Below are 17,250 nucleotides of genomic sequence, written 5' to 3'. Positions count from 1 at the left end.
AAGACACCTGACCGACGAGGACGCCGCCCGTGGAAGTCGCCGATACCCAGACCCGCCTCAACATCGCCCCTCTCGCCGCGAACACCAGTCTGCGGACCCTGGCCTATGACGCCATCAAGAAGGCCATCACCGAGATGGACCTGTATGGCCAGGACAACGAGATCCGGCTGGACGAGCGCCAGCTCTCCGCCGACCTCGGCGTGAGCCGGACCCCGATCCGCGAAGCGCTCACCGTGCTGGAGCAGGAGGGCTTCGTGCGCTCCGTGCCGCGGCGCGGCATCTTCGTGGTCCGCAAGTCGAAGCGCGAGATCATCGAGATGATCACCGTATGGGCCGCGCTGGAAAGCATGGCCGCGCGGCTTGCCGCCACGCGCGCGAGCGAACGCGACCTCGCGAGCCTGCGCGACGTGTTCCATGACTTCGAGGGCGGCGCGCCCTCCGAGCACATGAACGAGTATTCCGACGCCAATATCCGGTTCCACCAGACCGTCATCCGCCTCTCCGGCTGCGCGATGATCGGCGAGATGACCGAGAATCTGTTCATCCACATCCGCGGCATCCGCGCGGTGTCGATGCGCCAGGAGAATCGCTCGGAACGTTCGCTTCAGGAGCACCGCGCGATCATCTCCGCGCTGGTCGCGCGCGACGCCGACCTGGCGGAACGGCTGGTACGCGAGCACACTCTGGGCCTCGCCGCCCATGTGGAAAAGCACGGGAAATTCCCGTCCTGAGACCTTGCCGGCCCGATCTGAGCGCGTCGCGCGCCAAAGCTCTCCCGCTCGACATTCTCAGCCGAACGATGGGGAAGCGCTCTGAATTCAAAGAGTTGGGACCCCTCCTCTTCGATCGGACGGGTCCATCCGATCGCGAGCGCGCCAGCGGATCGAGAACTTTCTGCTCTCGCGGACAGCAAACTGTTCGCGCGCCCTCGCCACGCGGAATTTGTCGTGGTATATTGCATACGCAACGATGGCAGCCACGCCAAAAGACCTTCGCAGAAAGGTTGGGCCGCCGCTCGTTACGCTAGGGAAAAAGGAGCGCCGCCGTCCCCGGCTATGGGGATATCCGATTGACATGTTGGTATTTGGTATGCCAAATTCAGAGGACTCCTGCGGGTATGTCCTCCGAGGACATTCGTGTGAGCAGCAAGGCAGTTCTGAATAAGCGTTGGCAGAGCGGCGACCATGGCTTGTCCATCGAGCGCCTGCCGGCCAAGGAGAGCTTCAAGAGCAAGGCCTACGCCGCCCTCAAGGAAGCTATCACCAACATGAACATCTACGGCTCCAACGAGCCGGTGCTGCTCGACGAGCGGGATATTTCGGAGCGTCTCGGCGCAAGCCGGACGCCCGTTCGCGAGGCGGTCGCGATGCTGGAGCAGGAAGGCCTGCTCCGCGCCGTGCCCCGGCGGGGAATTTTGGTGGTTCGCCGCACCAAGGCCGAGATCATCGAAATGATCGAGGCCTGGGCGGCACTGGAAAGTATGGCGGCCCGTCTCGCCACGCTGCGTGCCAGCGACGAGGCGATCGCCGAATTGAAGACCTACTACAAGGAGTTCGATACTTCTCGGATCGAGCGTGAACGGAACGACGATTATTCCACCGCGAATATCGCCTTCCATCAGAGCCTGATCCGGTTGAGCGGCTCCTCTCTGCTCGCAGCGATGACGGACAACCTGTTCTTCCATGTTCGGGCCATCCGCCATCGCACGATCTTCGAAATGGACCGGGCGCAGCGTTCGGCGGCCGACCATCAGGAGATCATCCTCGCTCTCACGGCACGGGACGCGGACCGTGCCGAAAGGCTGGTCCGGGACCACACGCTCCGGCTGGCCCGCCACGTCGAGAGCCATGTAGATTTAGATTAGGGCGGCAAAAACCCGCCGGATTGCATTGGGAGGGAATACGGGATGTCCGCAGTCGCACAAGTCATCGACGTCAACGCCGGCGCAGAAGAGCAGGAGCTCACCGACGGCTTTCACCTCGTCATCGATGCGCTCAAACTCAACGGCATCGAGACCATTTACGGCGTGCCCGGCATTCCGATCACCGATCTCGGCCGCATGGCGCAGGCCGAAGGCATCCGGGTGATCTCGTTCCGCCACGAGCAGAACGCCGGCAACGCCGCCGCCATCGCCGGCTTCCTGACCAAAAAGCCCGGCATCTGCCTCACCGTTTCCGCGCCCGGCTTCCTCAACGGCCTGACCGCGCTGGCGAACGCCACCACCAACTGCTTCCCCATGATCCTCATCTCCGGCTCCTCCGAGCGCGAGATCGTCGACCTCCAGCAGGGCGACTATGAGGAGATGGACCAGCTCGCCATCGCCAAGCCGCTGTGCAAGGCGGCCTTCCGCGTGCTGCACGCCGCCGATATCGGCATCGGCGTGGCCCGCGCGATCCGCGCGGCGGTCTCGGGCCGTCCTGGCGGCGTCTATCTCGACCTGCCGGCCAAGCTGTTCTCGCAGGTGATGGATGCGGCCGAGGGCGAGAAGTCGCTGGTGAAGGTCATCGACGCCGCCCCGGCGCAGATCCCCGCCCCGGCCGCCGTGAAGCGCGCCCTCGACGTGCTGAAGTCCGCCAAGAAGCCGCTGATCATCCTCGGCAAGGGCGCCGCCTACGCGCAGGCCGACGAGGAAATCCGCGAATTCGTCGAGAAGACCGGCATCCCGTTCCTGCCGATGTCCATGGCCAAGGGCCTGCTGCCCGACACCCATGAGCAGTCCGCCGGCGCCGCCCGCTCGGTGGCCCTCAAGGACTCCGACGTGGTGGTCCTGGTCGGCGCCCGCCTGAACTGGCTGCTGTCGCACGGCAAGGGCAAGACCTGGGGCGAGCCCGGTTCCAAGAAGTTCATCCAGATCGACATCGAGCCCAAGGAAATGGACTCGAACGTCGAGATCGTCGCCCCGCTGGTCGGCGACATCGGCTCGGTGATCGCCGCGCTGAACGCCGGCATCGACAGCTCCTGGCCGGCGGCTCCGGCCGACTGGGTCGGCACGCTGAAGGCCCGCAAGGAAGCCAACATCGCCAAGATGGCGCCCCGCCTGAAGAAGAACTCCACCCCGATGGACTTCCACTCGGCGCTCGGCGTTCTCAAGGACGTGATGACGGCCCGCCCGGATGCGATCCTGGTCAATGAAGGCGCCAACACGCTCGACCTCGCCCGCGGCATCATCGACATGACCAAGCCGCGCAAGCGCCTGGACGTCGGCACCTGGGGCGTGATGGGCATCGGCATGGGCTTCGCCGTCGGCGCGGCGGTCGAGACCGGCCAGCCGGTCCTCGCGGTCGAGGGCGACTCGGCCTTCGGCTTCTCCGGCATGGAGGTGGAGACGATCTGCCGCTACAACCTGCCGGTCACCGTGGTGGTCTTCAACAATAACGGCATCTATCGCGGCGTCGACGTCGACCCCACCGGCCGCGATCCCGCGACCACCGTGTTCGTGCCGGACTCGCGCTACGACAAGATGATGGAAGCGTTCGGCGGCGTTGGCTACCACGTCACCACCCCGGACGAGCTGCGCAGCGCCGTCGAAGCCTCGATGGACAGCGGCAAGCCGACCCTCATCAACGCGGTGATCGATCCGGCCGCCGGCTCCGAGAGCGGCAACATCGGCAGCCTCAACCCGCAGAGCGTGGTCGGCAAGAAGAAGTGATGCCTGCCTGAGGCACGTACCGGCCGGTTCCTCTTGAGGTCCGGCCGGACCGCCTCGGGTCACCAGCCAGGACCCCGCCACCACGCCGGATGCATGTCCGGCCGGCGGGGCCCGAAGCGGCCGGGAAATGTGCGCCCCGTCCGTCACCGTCAAAAGTCACAACGGCAATCGGCAATAAAAACAAAGCCGAGCTAACCATTCTCGAGAGGAACCCCATGGGCAAGGCACTCGACGGCGTTCGCGTCCTCGATTTCACCCATGTTCAGTCTGGCCCGTCCTGCACCCAGCTTCTGGCTTGGTTCGGCGCCGACGTGATCAAGGTGGAACGTCCGGGCGAAGGCGACGTCACGCGCGGCCAGCTGCGCGATGTCCCGAACGCGGACAGTCTTTATTTCACGATGTTGAACTCCAACAAGCGCTCCATCACGCTCGACACCAAGAACCCCGAGGGCAAGAAGGTGCTCGAGGATCTGGTGAAGATCTGCGACGTGATGGTCGAGAACTTCGCGCCGGGCGCCCTCGACCGCATGGGCTTCACCTGGGAACGCATCCAGGAGATCAACCCCCGCATCATCCTTGCCTCGGTCAAGGGCTTCGGGCCGGGTCCGTTCGAGGACTGCAAGGTCTATGAGAACGTCGCCCAGTGCACCGGCGGCTCGGCCTCGACCACCGGGTTCCGCGACGGCCTTCCCCTGGTGACCGCCGCCCAGATCGGCGATTCCGGCACCGGCCTGCACCTCGCGCTCGGCATCGTCACCGCGCTCTACCAGCGCACGCTGACCGGCCGCGGCCAGAAGGTGCTGTGCGCCATGCAGGACGCGGTGCTGAACCTGTGCCGCGTGAAGATGCGCGACCAGCAGCGCCTCGATCGCGGCCCCTTGCGCGAATACAGCCAGTTCGGCGAGGGCCACCCCTTCGGCGACGCGGTGCCGCGCGCGGGCAATGATTCCGGCGGCGGCCAGCCCGGCCGCATCCTGAAGTGCAAGGGCTGGGAGCACGATCCCAACGCCTATATCTACTTCATCACCCAGGCCCCGGTCTGGGCGAAGATCTGCGACGTGATCGGCGAGCCGGACTGGAAGACCCATCCCGACTACGCGACCCCTGCCGGTCGTCTGCCGCATCTCAACGAGATCTTCCATCGCATCGAAGCGTGGACCATGGCCCACACCAAATTCGAGGCGATGGAGATCCTCAACAAGTACGACATCCCGTGCGGCCCGGTGCTCTCCATGAAGGAGATCGCCGAGGAGCGTTCGCTCTACGAGACCGGCACGCTGGTCGAGGTCGAGCATCCGACCCGCGGCGCGTATCTGACGGTCGGCAACCCGATCAAGCTGTCGGACAACGACGTGGCCGTGGAGCGCTCGCCGCTGCTGGGCGAGCACACCGAGGACATCCTCGCCTCCGTGCTCGGCCTGAGCGAGGAGGAGATCGCCAAGGTCAAGGCGTCCGGCGCGGTCGGCACCCCGGTGGCATTGGCCGCCGAGTGAGAGGTCCGGGTGGCGGCGCGTCCCGCGTTGCCGCCCGAGCGGAATGGCTCGCGGGAGGCGTCGTGCGGACGCCTTTCGCGAGACATATACCTGAGGTGAGCATGGGAAGCCGAGACTGCTTCCGGTCAAAGCACACCTGGGACCGCCGTTTCGGCCCACGCGCGGAAACGGCGTAGGGAGAAGTAGAGTTTTCACCCGTTCGGGGTGAAGTTTCGACTTGTCGGTACGGCTGGGAGAGCCAGCGTATTGTGAACAAGTCGAGCGCTTGAAAAGGAATTCGACCAAGATGACTAAGCCGCTCGAAGGTATTAAGATCATCGACTTCACGCACGTTCAGGCGGGCCCCGCCTGCACGCAGCTCCTGGCCTGGTTCGGCGCCGACGTGATCAAGGTCGAGCGTCCCGGCGCCGGCGACGTCACCCGTTCGCAGCTGCGCCACGTCAAGGACGCCGACGCGCTCTATTTCACCATGCTGAACTCGAACAAGCGTTCGCTGACGCTGGACACCAAGACCCCCCAGGGCAAGGAAGTCCTGACCAAGCTGATCAAAGAGTCGGACGTGATGGTCGAGAATTTCGGCCCCGGCGCGCTCGATCGCATGGGCTTCACCTGGGAGCACATCCAGTCGCTCAACCCGGGCATGATCCTCGCTTCGGTGAAGGGCTTCTCGGAAGGCCACGCCTATGAGGACCTGAAGGTCTACGAGAACGTCGCGCAGTGCGCGGGCGGTGCCGCCTCCACCACCGGCTTCTGGGACGGCCCGCCGACGGTTTCGGCCGCCGCGCTCGGCGATTCCAACACCGGCATGCACCTCGCCATCGGCATCCTCACGGCGCTGCACCAGAAGATCAAGACCGGCAAGGGCCAGAAGGTCGCCGTGTCGATGCAGGATTCGGTGCTGAACCTCTGCCGCGTGAAGCTGCGTGACCAGCAGCGCCTCGATGCGCTGGGCTATCTCGAAGAGTACCCCCAGTACCCGCACGGCGAGTTCTCGGACGTGGTGCCGCGTGGCGGCAACGCGGGCGGCGGCGGCCAGCCGGGCTGGGTGCTGAAGTGCAAGGGCTGGGAGACCGATCCCAACGCCTATATCTACTTCACCATTCAGGGCCATGCCTGGGCGCCGATCTGTAAGGCTCTCGGCAAGCCGGAGTGGATCGACGATCCGGCCTACAACACCGCCGAAGCCCGCCAGGACAAGATCTTCGACATCTTCGCTTTCATCGAGAGCTGGCTGGCCGACAAGACCAAGTTCGAGGCCATCGACATCCTGCGCAAGTTCGACATCCCCTGCGCGCCGGTGCTGTCGATGAAGGAAATCGCCAACGACCCGTCGCTGCGCAAGAGCGGCACCGTGGTCGAGGTCGATCACCCCAAGCTCGGCAAGTATCTGACCGTCGGCTCGCCGATCAAGTTCTCGGACGTCGAGGTCAACGTGACCGCCTCGCCGCTGCTGGGCCAGCACACCAACGAAGTGCTCGCCGACCTCGGCTACTCGCAGGAAGAAATCTCGGCCCTGCACGACGCCAAGGCGGTCTGATCAGGGTTACCGGGCGGCGCCTCGCGTGTCGCCCGACCGTCCGCGCGTTGAGCGGACAGGGATCGGCCATCCGGTTTGAGCCGTGGGGAAACCACCGGCCGGCCTGATGGCCCCCGAGCCTCCCGGAGCAGGACGCTCCGGGGCCTGTATCCAGCCGCCCGCAAGGTCCGGCCAGGGCAGTCTCCGGCACGTTCGGTTCCTCCTAGGCGACTGATGCCGGCGCTTCTTCGAGCGCCGGCATTTTTTTGTCGTTTGGGCTGACAGTTCGCCGCCAGAACGATCACGCTCCCTTTGCGCTACGCACGTTCCAAGGAAGTGTGAACTTTTTGATGAGCCCCATCTCCAAGCCGACGCTCCCATGTATGGGCAAGCCTCGCCACTCCGTATCCGGCGGAGAGGCCGTATAAATATCGAGATGTGGCGCCGCCAATAATTCGTGCTTCATCATCGCGTTGAGGCGAATATTCGTGACCTGCGTCGGGCCAGGCCGGCCATAGAAGTAAATCCGCTTGGCCAAGCCTATAGTCGCCACCCCCACATATAGGACGATATCGTCTTTCGCGAAGGCATATACCCCGACTTGTTTGGGAAGCGAGCGCTCCAAGGTCAGTTCGCCTGCATCGGATAGACGCCAGCGACTTGAGAGGGAAAATCCGCCTGCCATCAGAACTTCAATTGTGAGGACAGGTTTCTTTACAGATGGAATCTGCCTCTCTCCACCAACTCCGCCTCCCGACATAGACCGAGGAGAAGCTGATATTAGCCCGGCATTTTTCAGCACAGTGTACGCATGCTGGTAGCGAACTCCCAACCGTTGGGCGATTTCGTTGGTACCGATCCCTTCACGACCGAGAGCACGAATCCGCTCGGACAGGTTCATCAGTCACCCCAATGGTTCTCGCTTCACAGCCCCGAATAGCGCGTCGTCAGCCGCTGTGCCGCCTCGCGCACGCGGATGCCAAGATCGGCGATGCGCTCGGGCGGCATGCGGACCACGGGGGCAGAAATCGACAGCGCGCCGACCGGCTCGCGCCATTCGTCGAGCACGGCGGCGGCCACGCAGCGCATGCCCGGCGTGTGCTCCTCGTCGTCGATGGAGAAGCCGCGCTCGGCGATCACCGCGAGATCGGCCTGCAGCGCGCGGCGGCTGACATGGGTGTGCTCGGTGAAACGCTTGAGCTGGTCGTCGCCGAGCCAAGCGCGGCGCGCTTCCGGGTTCATCGCGGCGAGGATCGCCTTGCCGCCGCCCGAGGCGTGGATCGGCAGGTCGCCGCCAATGCGGAAGAACGCGCGCACCGCGGCATGGCTTTCCACCTGCGCGACGCAGACCAGATGCGGCCCATCGATCAACGACAGGTTCACGGTCTCGTTGACGCCGTGGGACAGCTCGCGAATCAGCGCGCGGGCGATCTCGGGCAGCTTGCGGATGCGCAAGTAAGCCGAGCCGATGCGGAACAGGCCCAGCCCGACCATCCAGTGCCCCGATTCCGCCTCGTGCCCCACCAGCCCGCGCCGCTCCAGCGTGGTGAGCAGGCGATGCACGGTGGAGGTGGGCAGCTCGGCGCGGCGCGCGACCTCGCTCAAGGTCATGCCGTCGGACAGCGCCAATACTTCCAGCAGTGAGATGGCGCGGTCGAGCGACTGCACCTCTCCACCACCCTCCGTACCCCCGGAACCGGCGGGGCGGCCACGGCGGCGGGTCGTCGTGACGGCATCGTCCATGCGCGTGGCACCTCTCGCCCAACCGAATGCACCCCCCGGACGGTTATGGCATCCCCCGTCTCCCGGCGCTTCTCAGCATAAAGACGCATCCCGCATTTTTTCGCAAACCAGAAATATATCCCGTATTGCGGAAAAGGGTCGTCCGTGGCATGTTTGCCGCGATTTCGGAAATTCATCCCGCATAGCGGGAATGAACGCACTGCACCGCACAACGGGATTCCGCCTAACGGACGCAGGCACCGGAACCGGGAGAAGATCAACACGCCGCACTGTCGGATGCTCGGGCCGCCTTCCCGCCCTCGTCGCCTCGGCCTCGGGGGAAGCGCGACACCGCCTCCGGCAACAGGCGTCAGGAGGAATGCAATGGCCAAGATGCGTGCCGTCGACGCGGCGATCCGTGTGCTCGAAAAAGAAGGCGTCACCACCGCTTTCGGCGTGCCGGGTGCCGCGATCAATCCGCTCTATTCCGCGATGCGCGCCTATGGCAAGACGCGCCACGTGCTCGCCCGCCATGTCGAGGCCGCCTCGCACATGGCCGAAGGCTACACCCGCGCCAAGGCCGGCAATATCGGCGTGTGCATCGGCACGTCCGGCCCCGCCGGCACCGACATGATCACCGGCCTGTACTCGGCCGCCGCGGATTCGATCCCGATCCTGTGCATCACCGGCCAGGCCCCCCGCGCGCGCCTCTATAAGGAAGACTTCCAGGCCGTCGACATCGAATCCATCGCCAAGCCGGTCGCCAAATGGGCCGTGATGGTCCGCGAGCCGGCGCTGGTGCCGATGGTGTTCCAGCAGGCGTTCCACATCATGCGCTCCGGCCGTCCCGGCCCGGTGCTGATCGACCTGCCGATCGACGTCCAGCTCGCCGAGATCGAGTTCGACGAGGACACTTACGCGCCGCTCGAGGTCTACAAGCCCAAGCTCACGCGCAAGCAGGCCGAGAAGGCCATCGCCATGCTGAACGAGGCAGAAAAGCCGCTCATCGTTTCCGGCGGCGGCATCATCAATGCGGACGCCTCCGACCTGCTGGTCGAGTTCGCCGAGCTGACCGGCGTGCCGGTGATCCCGACCCTGATGGGCTGGGGCACGATTCCCGACGATCACGACCTGATGGCCGGCATGTGCGGCCTGCAGACCTCGCATCGCTACGGCAATGCCAACATGCTGGCCTCGGACTTCGTGTTCGGCATCGGCAATCGCTGGGCGAACCGCCACACCGGCTCGGTCGAGGTCTACACCAAGGGCCGCAAGTTCATCCATGTCGACATCGAGCCGACCCAGATCGGCCGCGTGTTCGGCCCCGATCTCGGCATCGTCTCCGATGCCAAGGCGGCGCTGGAGCTGTTCATCGAGGTCGCCAAGGAATACAAGGCCGCCGGCACGCTCAAGGACCGCTCGGCCTGGGCCAAGGAATGCCTCGACCGCAAGAAGACCATGCTGCGCAAGACGCATTTCGACAACGTGCCGCTGAAGCCGCAGCGCGTCTATGAAGAGATGAACGAGGCGTTCGGCCGCGACACCCGCTATGTCTCGACCATCGGTCTTTCCCAGATCGCCGGCGCGCAGATGCTGCACGTCTACAAGCCGCGCAACTGGATCAATTGCGGCCAGGCCGGCCCGCTCGGCTGGACGCTCCCGGCGGCGCTCGGCGTGCGCGCGGCGGACCCGGATGCGGAAATCGTGGCGCTCTCGGGCGACTATGACTTCCAGTTCCTCATCGAGGAGCTCGCGGTCGGCGCCCAGCACAAGCTGCCCTACATCCATGTCGTCGTGAACAACTCCTATCTCGGCCTGATCCGTCAGGCCCAGCGCGGCTTCAACATGGACTTCGAGGTCTCGCTGGCCTTCGACAACATCAATGCCGAGGAAAATGCCGGCTATGGCGTCGACCACGTCGCGGTCGCCGAAGGCCTCGGCTGCAAGGCGGTGCGCGTGTCCTCGCCGAACGAGTTCAAGGACGCCTTCGTCAAGGCCAAGGCCCTGATGAAGGAGCACCAGGTGCCGGTGGTGATGGAGTTCATCCTGGAGCGCGTCACCAACATCGCCATGGGCGTCGAGATCGACGCCGTGAACGAGTTCGAGGAAGTGCTCGACCTGCCGCTGGACGCCGCCAAGGAACCCGCCTGACGTCCTGCCCCGACGCGCGCCGTCCGCTCCGCCCTCCTCGGTGGATCGGATCGGTGCGCGCTTGGTGACGCGGCCGTTTCATGCGAACGACGGACAGGTGGTCCACACTCGTCGTCGTTCCACACCCGACCTGCCGGCGACGGCGCCCTTCACGCGTCGCCCCGGCTTCCCGCCTTGTCCGTCACACTTTTCAGGAGCGGTCCATGCCCCGTTTCGCCGCCAATCTGACCATGCTCTTCAACGAGGTGCCCTTCCTCGATCGTTTCGAGAAGGCCGCCGAGGCCGGCTTCGCCGGTGTCGAGTATCTGTTCCCCTATGACTTCCCGGTCGAGGAACTCGTCGCCAAGCTGAAGGCCCACGGGCTGAAGCAGGTGCTGCACAACCTGCCGGCCGGCAACTGGGGCGCCGGGGAACGCGGCATCGCGATCTTCCCCGAGCGCGTGGACGAATTCCGCGCCGGCGTCGACAAGGCGATCACCTACGCCACCGCGCTGGGCTGCCCGCAGGTGAACATCCTCGCCGGCATCGTCCCCGCCGGGGCGGATCGCGAGGTGCTGCACAACACCTTCGTGAACAACCTCAAATACGCCGCGCCGAAGATCAAGGAAGCCGGTCTCAAGCTGCTGATCGAGCCGATCAACACCCGCGACATTCCCGGCTTCTTCCTGAACTACACCAAGCAGGCCAAGGCGATCATCGAAGAGGTCGGCTCGGACAACCTGTTCATCCAGTACGACATCTATCACATGCAGATCATGGAGGGCGATCTCGCCCGCACCATCGAGGCGAACCTCGCCCAGATCGCGCATATCCAGCTCGCCGACAATCCCGGCCGCTTTGAGCCCGGCACCGGCGAGATCAATTACGCCTTCCTGTTCCGCCATCTCGACGCCATCGGCTACGCCGGCTGGGTCGGGTGCGAGTACAAGCCGAAGGGCGACACCGCGGCCGGCCTCGGCTGGCTGAAGACGCTCACCGGCGCGGCCTGAATCGGCCGCTTCCAAGAAAACAACGTCTGGGAAAACGAGGAAAAGACAATGGCTAAGGTTGGATTTGTGGGTCTTGGGATCATGGGCGCGCCGATGGCGGGGCACCTGATCGACGCGGGTCACGAGCTGTATCTGTATGACGTGAAGCCGGTATCGGCCGAGCTGACCGGCAAGGGCGGCGTCGCCTGCGCCAGCGGCACCGAGGTCGCGAAGAACGCCGACATCATCATCACCATGGTGCCGGATACCCCGCATGTCGCGGCCGCGCTGTTCGGCGAGAACGGCATCGCGGCGGGCCTGTCGGCCGGCAAGATCGTGGTCGACATGTCGTCGATCGCGCCGGTGGAGACCAAGGAGTTCGCCAAGAAGATCAACGATCTCGGCTGCGACTATCTCGACGCCCCGGTGTCGGGCGGCGAGGTCGGCGCCAAGGCGGCCTCGCTCACCATCATGGTGGGCGGCCCCGAGACGGCGTTCGAGACGGTGAAGCCGCTGTTCGAGAAGATGGGCAAGAACATCACGCTGGTCGGCGGCAATGGCGACGGCCAGACCACCAAGGTCGCGAACCAGATCATCGTGGCGCTGAACATCCTCGCGGTGGGCGAGGCGCTGCTGTTCGCCTCCAAGGCGGGCGCGGACCCGGCCAAGGTGCGTCAGGCGCTGATGGGCGGCTTCGCCAATTCGCGCATCCTGGAAGTGCATGGCGAGCGCATGATCAAGCGCACCTTCAACCCGGGCTTCCGCATCGAGCTGCACCAGAAGGACCTGAACCTGGCGCTGAACGGCGCGCGGCAGATGCAGATGTCGCTGCCCTCGACCGCGCTGGCGCAGCAGCTGTTCTCGGCCTGCGCGGCCAATGGCGGCTCGGCCTGGGATCACTCGGCGCTCGTCAAGGCGCTGGAGATCCTCGCCAACCACACCGTCGCCCCCGACGCGTGAGCCCCACTGAATAATGAATTCAGTTTTTCCGTGAGTGCCCTAGCGGCCTGACGGAGCCGGCTTCGAATAATAGTAAGCAATGCTGCCCCGGTAGTGAAACCCACTGCCGGGGCAGTTTTTTGTGCGCGTGGCGAGACAATTGTTCTTCGCCATACACCGTGGACAACATGCCATATGTCGACATAACTTCATTATGCGTCGCAAACACGCTCCGCTCCGCCCGCGAAGCCGGCCCCACATGCGCGACGTATTATCACGGCTGCACGATTGCTCTTGACTGAGGGATCATTCTCCCCTTTCATGGCATACAAAATACCAAACAAGAGTCCGGGGCACGTCACAGCCGGCCCCGGAACACAGGAGGGAGCCAAATGAAGGTCTGCATCTATGGTGCCGGCGCCATCGGCGGTTATGTCGGCGTTCAGCTCAAGCGGGCTGGCGTCGATGTGAGCCTGGTCGCTCGCGGCGCGCATCTCGAAGCCATGAAGGCCAACGGCCTCAAGCTTCTCATCGACGGCGAAGAGCGCGTCGAGCACATTCCCTGCTCGGACAATCCGGCCGATCTCGGCCCGCAGGATTATGTCATCGTCGCGCTGAAGGCCCATTCGGTGCCGGGCGTGGTCGACGCCATGCAGCCGCTTCTGGGCAATGACACCGCCGTCGTCACCGCGGTGAATGGCGTGCCGTACTGGTACTACTACAAGCACGGCGATCATCTTGAGAATAAGACGCTGGAAAGCGTCGATCCGGGCGGCAAGCAGTGGCACGGCCTGCGCCCCGAGCGCGCCATCGGCTGCATCGTCTATCCCGCGACCGAAGTGATCGCGCCGGGCGTCATCCAGCATGTCTATGGCGACAAGTTCCCGCTCGGTGAGCCCTCGGGCGAGATCACCGAGCGCGTCACCAAGCTGTCCGAGGCGTTCGCCGCCGGCGGCATGCGCGCGCCGGTGATGCCGAACATCCGCGACGAGCTGTGGCTGAAGCTGTGGGGCAACCTCTGCTTCAACCCGATCAGCGCGCTGACCCATGCCACGCTCGACACCATCGCCTCCGACCCCGGCACCCGCGCCGTGGCTAAGGCGATGATGCTCGAAGCCCAGGAAATCGCCGTCCAGTCCGGCGTGAACTTCCGCGTGGGCGTTGAGCGCCGCATCGACGGCGCCGGCGCGGTCGGGGCGCACAAGACCTCGATGCTGCAGGACCTCGAGCGTTCGCGCCCGATGGAGATCGATCCGCTGGTGACCGTGGTTCAGGAAATGGGGCGCCTCGCCGGCATCCCGACCCCGACCCTCGACACCGTTCTGGCCCTGGTTCGCCAGCGCGCCCAGATCGCCGGCTGCTATAACTGAAGCCCCTTCCGATCGGGCGGCATCGCCTGATCGACAGGAAGGCGCTTTCGCTTCAATAGCTTGGAGCCTGTTCCGGTCGCGGAGGCCTTGCAACCTTCGCGGAGCGCGCTCCAAGCCACAGCGTTTCGAGATCAAGCATCACAATGGCACATTGGGTTCGTTACGAGCATTCGGGCGCGGCCGGCTTCGGCACGCTTGAGGGCGACACCATCACGGTTCACAGCGGCAACATGTTCGGCGCCAACCAGCCGACCGGGGAGCGCGTCGCGCTCGCCGACGTCGCGCTGCTGGCTCCCTGTCAGCCCAGCAAGATGATCGCGCTGTGGAACAATTTCCACGCGCTGGCGGCCAAGCTGAATTCGCCGGTTCCCGCCGATCCGCTCTATCTGCTGAAGGCGCCGTCCTGCATCACCACGCCGGGCGCCACCGTGCCGCGGCCCGCCTCCTATGACGGCAAGGTCGTCTATGAGGGCGAACTCGGCATCGTCATCGGCAAGACGGCGACAGCGGTTTCCGAGGACGAGGCCGACGGCTTCATCTTCGGCTATACCTGCGTCAACGACATCACCGCCGCCGACATCATCAACAAGGACGCCACCTTCGCCCAGTGGGTGCGCGCCAAGAGCTTCGACAGCTTCGGCCCGTTCGGCCCGGCGATCGTCACCGGCCTCGATCCGGCCAGCCTGGTCGTGCGCACCGTGCTGAACGGCGCGGAGCGCCAGCGCTACCCGATCAGCGACATGGTGTTTTCGGCGCGCCAGCTGGTCAGCCGCATCTCGCACGACATGACGCTGAACCCCGGCGACGTGATCTGTTGCGGCACCTCGATCGGCGTCGGCACGATGAAGGACCCGTCCAATTCGGTCGACATCGTGATCGACGGCATCGGGACGCTGAGCAACACTTTTGTGCAGTAGCGTCTCGGCACTGTTACGCCTATAGGGGAATAGGATACGCCAATCGACGGAACGGCGTGCGGCTCGCCGCATGTCTGCTTCCGGCCGTCCGGTTGTGGAGGAGCGGGATTAATGAATATCCATGAATATCAGGCCAAGGGAGTGCTCCGCGAATTCGGGGTCCCGGTGCCGAACGGCGTCGCGATTCTGGATGCCGCCGAGGCTGACGCCGCGGCCGCGAAGGTCGCCGGCCCGGTATGGGTGGTGAAGAGCCAGATCCATGCCGGTGGGCGTGGCAAGGGCAAGTTCAAGGAAGCCGATGCCGGCGAGAAGGGCGGCGTGCGCGTCGTCAAGTCCGCCGCCGACGCTGCCGCGAACGCCAAGCAGATTCTCGGCAAGACCCTGGTGACGATCCAGACCGGCCCGGCCGGCAAGCAGGTCAACCGGGTCTATATCGAGGAAGGCTCCGACATCGACAAGGAGTTCTACCTCTCCGCCCTCGTCGACCGCGAGACCTCGCGCGTGGCGTTCGTGGTCTCCACCGAAGGCGGCATGGACATCGAGGAGGTCGCGCATTCGACCCCCGAGAAGATCCACACCTTCTCGGTCGACCCGGCCACCGGCATCATGCCGCACCATGGCCGCACCGTCGCGCAGGCGCTGAACCTCTCCGGCGACCTCGCCAAGCAGGCGGGCGCGCTGGTCGAGAAGCTCTACAAGGCCTTCGTCGCCAAGGACATGGCGATGCTTGAGATCAACCCGCTGGTCGTGACCAAGGGCGGCGAACTCAAGTGCCTCGACGCCAAGATCTCCTTCGATTCCAACTCGCTCTACCGCCACGCCGACGTGATGGCGCTGCGCGACGAGACCGAGGAGGACGCCAAGGAAATCGAGGCCTCCAAGTACGACCTCGCCTATATCGCGCTCGACGGCACGATCGGCTGCATGGTCAACGGCGCGGGCCTGGCCATGGCCACGCTCGACATCATCAAGCTCTATGGCGAAAGCCCGGCCAACTTCCTCGACGTCGGCGGCGGCGCCACCGAAGAGAAGGTCACGGCCGCGTTCAAGATCATCACCTCCGATCCGAACGTGAAGGGCATCCTCGTCAACATCTTCGGCGGCATCATGAAGTGCGACGTCATCGCGCGCGGCGTCATCGCCGCGGTGAAGGCGGTCGGGCTCAAAGTGCCGCTGGTGGTGCGCCTTGAGGGAACAAATGTCGAGGAAGGCAAACAGATCATCCGCGACAGCGGCCTGAATGTCATCCCGGCGGATGATCTCGACGACGCCGCCCAGAAGATCGTCAAGGCCGTGCAGGGAGCTGCCTGATGTCCGTTCTCATCACCAAAGACACCAAGATCATCACCCAGGGGTTCACCGGAAAGAATGGCACGTTCCATTCCGAGCAGGCCATCGCCTACGGCTCCAAGGTCGTCGGCGGCACCTCGCCCGGCAAGGGCGGCTCCACCCATCTTGGCCTGCCGGTGTTCGACACCGTGGCCGAGGCCAAGGAGAAGACCGGCGCCGACGCCTCGGTGATCTACGTGCCGCCTCCGGGCGCGGCCGATGCCATCTGCGAGGCGATCGCGGCGGAAATCCCGCTCATCGTCTGCATCACCGAGGGCATTCCGGTGCTCGACATGGTGAAGGTGCGCCGCGCGCTGGACGGCTCGAAGTCGCGCCTCGTCGGCCCGAACTGCCCCGGCATCGTGACCGCCGGCGAATCGAAGATCGGCATCATGCCGGCCAACATCTTCAAGAAGGGCTCGGTCGGCGTGGTCTCGCGCTCCGGCACCCTGACCTATGAAGCCGTGTTCCAGACCTCGCAGGAAGGCCTCGGCCAGACCACCGCGGTCGGCATCGGCGGCGATCCGGTCAAGGGCACCGAGTTCATCGACGTGCTGGAGATGTTCCTGGCCGACGACGCCACCGAGTCGATCGTGATGATCGGCGAGATCGGCGGCTCGGCGGAAGAGGACGCCGCCCAGTTCCTGAAGGACGAGGCCAAGCGCGGGCGCAAGAAGCCGATGGTGGGCTTCATCGCCGGCCGCACCGCCCCTCCCGGCCGCCGCATGGGCCATGCCGGCGCCATCATTTCCGGCGGCAAGGGCGGCGCGGAAGACAAGATCGCGGCGATGGAAGCGGCGGGTATCGTCGTGTCCCCGTCCCCCGCGCGCCTCGGCAAGACGCTGGTGGAAGTGCTCAACAAGCGCGCCGCCGCCTGAGCCTTCGTCGTCACCGACGCACGATCGAGAAACCCCGCGCTGTCACGGCGCGGGGTTTTTTCATGCGGGAATGGACGGGTCGCAGTGCGAGGGCCGGGAGGCGGGCCGTCTCACACCGGATAGCATTCCGGCGCGAGGGCGTGCTCGCCATCCACCTCAAGCAGATGCGCGACCTCGATGGTCATCCATGCGTGGCAGAGGATGAGCAACGACAATAGGGGCATGACCTGCGCGAACATGCGGCGTTCTCCGGTCTCGGGGCTGTGCTGCGGTGCAACGTACACCCGAGGCTCGCGTATCTGGTATACCTAATGCCAG

15 protein-coding genes are annotated in these 17,250 nt (G+C 65.0%); 12 read left to right on the top strand and 3 right to left on the bottom strand.

The window, feature by feature from the left end; genetic code table 11:
• Nucleotides 1-29: 29 nt before the first annotated feature.
• The 5 genes from VRZ77_RS03755 (at nt 30) to frc (VRZ77_RS03735) (ending at nt 6,679) form a co-directional block, all read left to right on the top strand.
• Nucleotides 30-731, top strand: a complete 702-nt coding sequence (locus VRZ77_RS03755) for a GntR family transcriptional regulator (RefSeq protein WP_414591371.1) — start codon at nt 30-32, stop codon at nt 729-731.
• A 386-nt stretch (nt 732-1,117) separates the two neighbouring features.
• Nucleotides 1,118-1,864 carry a GntR family transcriptional regulator gene (locus VRZ77_RS03750; protein WP_414591370.1) on the top strand — a complete coding sequence of 249 codons (747 nt, stop codon included), beginning with the start codon at nt 1,118-1,120 and terminating at the stop codon, nt 1,862-1,864.
• Between the two features lie 42 nt (nt 1,865-1,906).
• Complete coding sequence (oxc, locus tag VRZ77_RS03745; RefSeq protein ID WP_414591369.1) at nt 1,907-3,649, top strand: oxalyl-CoA decarboxylase; 1,743 nt, start codon at nt 1,907-1,909, stop codon at nt 3,647-3,649.
• 215 nt (nt 3,650-3,864) lie between these two features.
• On the top strand, nt 3,865-5,142 hold the full coding sequence (gene frc, locus VRZ77_RS03740; protein ID WP_414591368.1) for a formyl-CoA transferase: 1,278 nt from the start codon (nt 3,865-3,867) through the stop codon (nt 5,140-5,142).
• A 286-nt stretch (nt 5,143-5,428) separates the two neighbouring features.
• Nucleotides 5,429-6,679 carry a formyl-CoA transferase gene (frc, locus tag VRZ77_RS03735; RefSeq protein WP_414591367.1) on the top strand — a complete coding sequence of 417 codons (1,251 nt, stop codon included), beginning with the start codon at nt 5,429-5,431 and terminating at the stop codon, nt 6,677-6,679.
• Nucleotides 6,680-6,959: 280 nt separating this feature from the next.
• Here the strand turns inward: frc (VRZ77_RS03735) and VRZ77_RS03730 are convergent, their stop codons facing one another.
• Nucleotides 6,960-7,559 (bottom strand): GIY-YIG nuclease family protein, encoded by a 600-nt coding sequence (locus tag VRZ77_RS03730; protein WP_414591366.1) that lies wholly within the window; start codon nt 7,557-7,559, stop codon nt 6,960-6,962.
• Between the two features lie 23 nt (nt 7,560-7,582).
• Entirely contained in the window at nt 7,583-8,401 is an 819-nt protein-coding gene (locus VRZ77_RS03725; RefSeq protein WP_414591365.1) for an IclR family transcriptional regulator, read from the bottom strand.
• Between the two features lie 363 nt (nt 8,402-8,764).
• On the opposite strand from VRZ77_RS03725, the gene gcl reads away from it, so the two are divergent.
• From gcl to sucD, 7 genes are all read left to right on the top strand, one after another.
• Entirely contained in the window at nt 8,765-10,531 is a 1,767-nt protein-coding gene (gcl, locus tag VRZ77_RS03720) for a glyoxylate carboligase (protein WP_414591364.1), read from the top strand.
• Nucleotides 10,532-10,734: 203 nt separating this feature from the next.
• Nucleotides 10,735-11,520 carry a hydroxypyruvate isomerase gene (gene hyi, locus VRZ77_RS03715; RefSeq protein WP_414591363.1) on the top strand — a complete coding sequence of 262 codons (786 nt, stop codon included), beginning with the start codon at nt 10,735-10,737 and terminating at the stop codon, nt 11,518-11,520.
• A 48-nt stretch (nt 11,521-11,568) separates the two neighbouring features.
• Entirely contained in the window at nt 11,569-12,459 is an 891-nt protein-coding gene (locus tag VRZ77_RS03710; RefSeq protein WP_414591362.1) for a 2-hydroxy-3-oxopropionate reductase, read from the top strand.
• 371 nt (nt 12,460-12,830) lie between these two features.
• Nucleotides 12,831-13,808: a 2-dehydropantoate 2-reductase gene (locus tag VRZ77_RS03705; protein ID WP_414591361.1), complete on the top strand. Its 978-nt coding sequence runs from the start codon at nt 12,831-12,833 to the stop codon at nt 13,806-13,808.
• Nucleotides 13,809-13,951: 143 nt separating this feature from the next.
• A complete protein-coding gene (locus VRZ77_RS03700; RefSeq protein WP_414591360.1) occupies nt 13,952-14,725 on the top strand; it encodes a fumarylacetoacetate hydrolase family protein in 774 nt (257 codons plus the stop codon).
• Between the two features lie 111 nt (nt 14,726-14,836).
• On the top strand, nt 14,837-16,036 hold the full coding sequence (gene sucC, locus VRZ77_RS03695; protein WP_414591359.1) for an ADP-forming succinate--CoA ligase subunit beta: 1,200 nt from the start codon (nt 14,837-14,839) through the stop codon (nt 16,034-16,036).
• The gene (gene sucD, locus VRZ77_RS03690; RefSeq protein ID WP_414591358.1) at nt 16,036-16,932 is read left to right on the top strand and encodes a succinate--CoA ligase subunit alpha; all 897 of its coding nucleotides are present in this window, start codon (nt 16,036-16,038) and stop codon (nt 16,930-16,932) included. Before sucC ends, sucD begins: the two co-directional genes overlap by 1 nt.
• Before the next feature lie 110 nt (nt 16,933-17,042).
• On the opposite strand, the gene VRZ77_RS03685 is transcribed toward sucD, so the two are convergent.
• Nucleotides 17,043-17,171 carry a hypothetical protein gene (locus VRZ77_RS03685; RefSeq protein ID WP_414591357.1) on the bottom strand — a complete coding sequence of 43 codons (129 nt, stop codon included), beginning with the start codon at nt 17,169-17,171 and terminating at the stop codon, nt 17,043-17,045.
• Between the last annotated feature and the right edge of the window lie 79 nt (nt 17,172-17,250).

The sequence above is a fragment of the Ancylobacter sp. G4_0304 genome, assembly GCF_047501495.1.
Classification (GTDB): Bacteria; Pseudomonadota; Alphaproteobacteria; order Rhizobiales; family Xanthobacteraceae; genus Ancylobacter.
This window is presented reverse-complemented; position numbering and strand designations above follow the sequence as displayed.

Bases quoted from the DNA above. Each gene is read 5' to 3' on its own strand.
- VRZ77_RS03750 (WP_414591370.1), top strand. From the start codon at position 1,118: ATGTCCTCCGAGGACATTCGTGTGAGCAGCAAGGCAGTTCTGAATAAG.
- oxc (WP_414591369.1), top strand. From the start codon at position 1,907: ATGTCCGCAGTCGCACAAGTCATCGACGTCAACGCCGGCGCAGAAGAG.
- frc (WP_414591368.1), top strand. From the start codon at position 3,865: ATGGGCAAGGCACTCGACGGCGTTCGCGTCCTCGATTTCACCCATGTT.
- frc (WP_414591367.1), top strand. From the start codon at position 5,429: ATGACTAAGCCGCTCGAAGGTATTAAGATCATCGACTTCACGCACGTT.
- VRZ77_RS03730 (WP_414591366.1), bottom strand. From the start codon at position 7,559: ATGAACCTGTCCGAGCGGATTCGTGCTCTCGGTCGTGAAGGGATCGGT.
- VRZ77_RS03725 (WP_414591365.1), bottom strand. From the start codon at position 8,401: ATGGACGATGCCGTCACGACGACCCGCCGCCGTGGCCGCCCCGCCGGT.
- gcl (WP_414591364.1), top strand. From the start codon at position 8,765: ATGGCCAAGATGCGTGCCGTCGACGCGGCGATCCGTGTGCTCGAAAAA.
- hyi (WP_414591363.1), top strand. From the start codon at position 10,735: ATGCCCCGTTTCGCCGCCAATCTGACCATGCTCTTCAACGAGGTGCCC.
- VRZ77_RS03710 (WP_414591362.1), top strand. From the start codon at position 11,569: ATGGCTAAGGTTGGATTTGTGGGTCTTGGGATCATGGGCGCGCCGATG.
- VRZ77_RS03705 (WP_414591361.1), top strand. From the start codon at position 12,831: ATGAAGGTCTGCATCTATGGTGCCGGCGCCATCGGCGGTTATGTCGGC.
- VRZ77_RS03700 (WP_414591360.1), top strand. From the start codon at position 13,952: ATGGCACATTGGGTTCGTTACGAGCATTCGGGCGCGGCCGGCTTCGGC.
- sucC (WP_414591359.1), top strand. From the start codon at position 14,837: ATGAATATCCATGAATATCAGGCCAAGGGAGTGCTCCGCGAATTCGGG.
- sucD (WP_414591358.1), top strand. From the start codon at position 16,036: ATGTCCGTTCTCATCACCAAAGACACCAAGATCATCACCCAGGGGTTC.
- VRZ77_RS03685 (WP_414591357.1), bottom strand. From the start codon at position 17,171: ATGTTCGCGCAGGTCATGCCCCTATTGTCGTTGCTCATCCTCTGCCAC.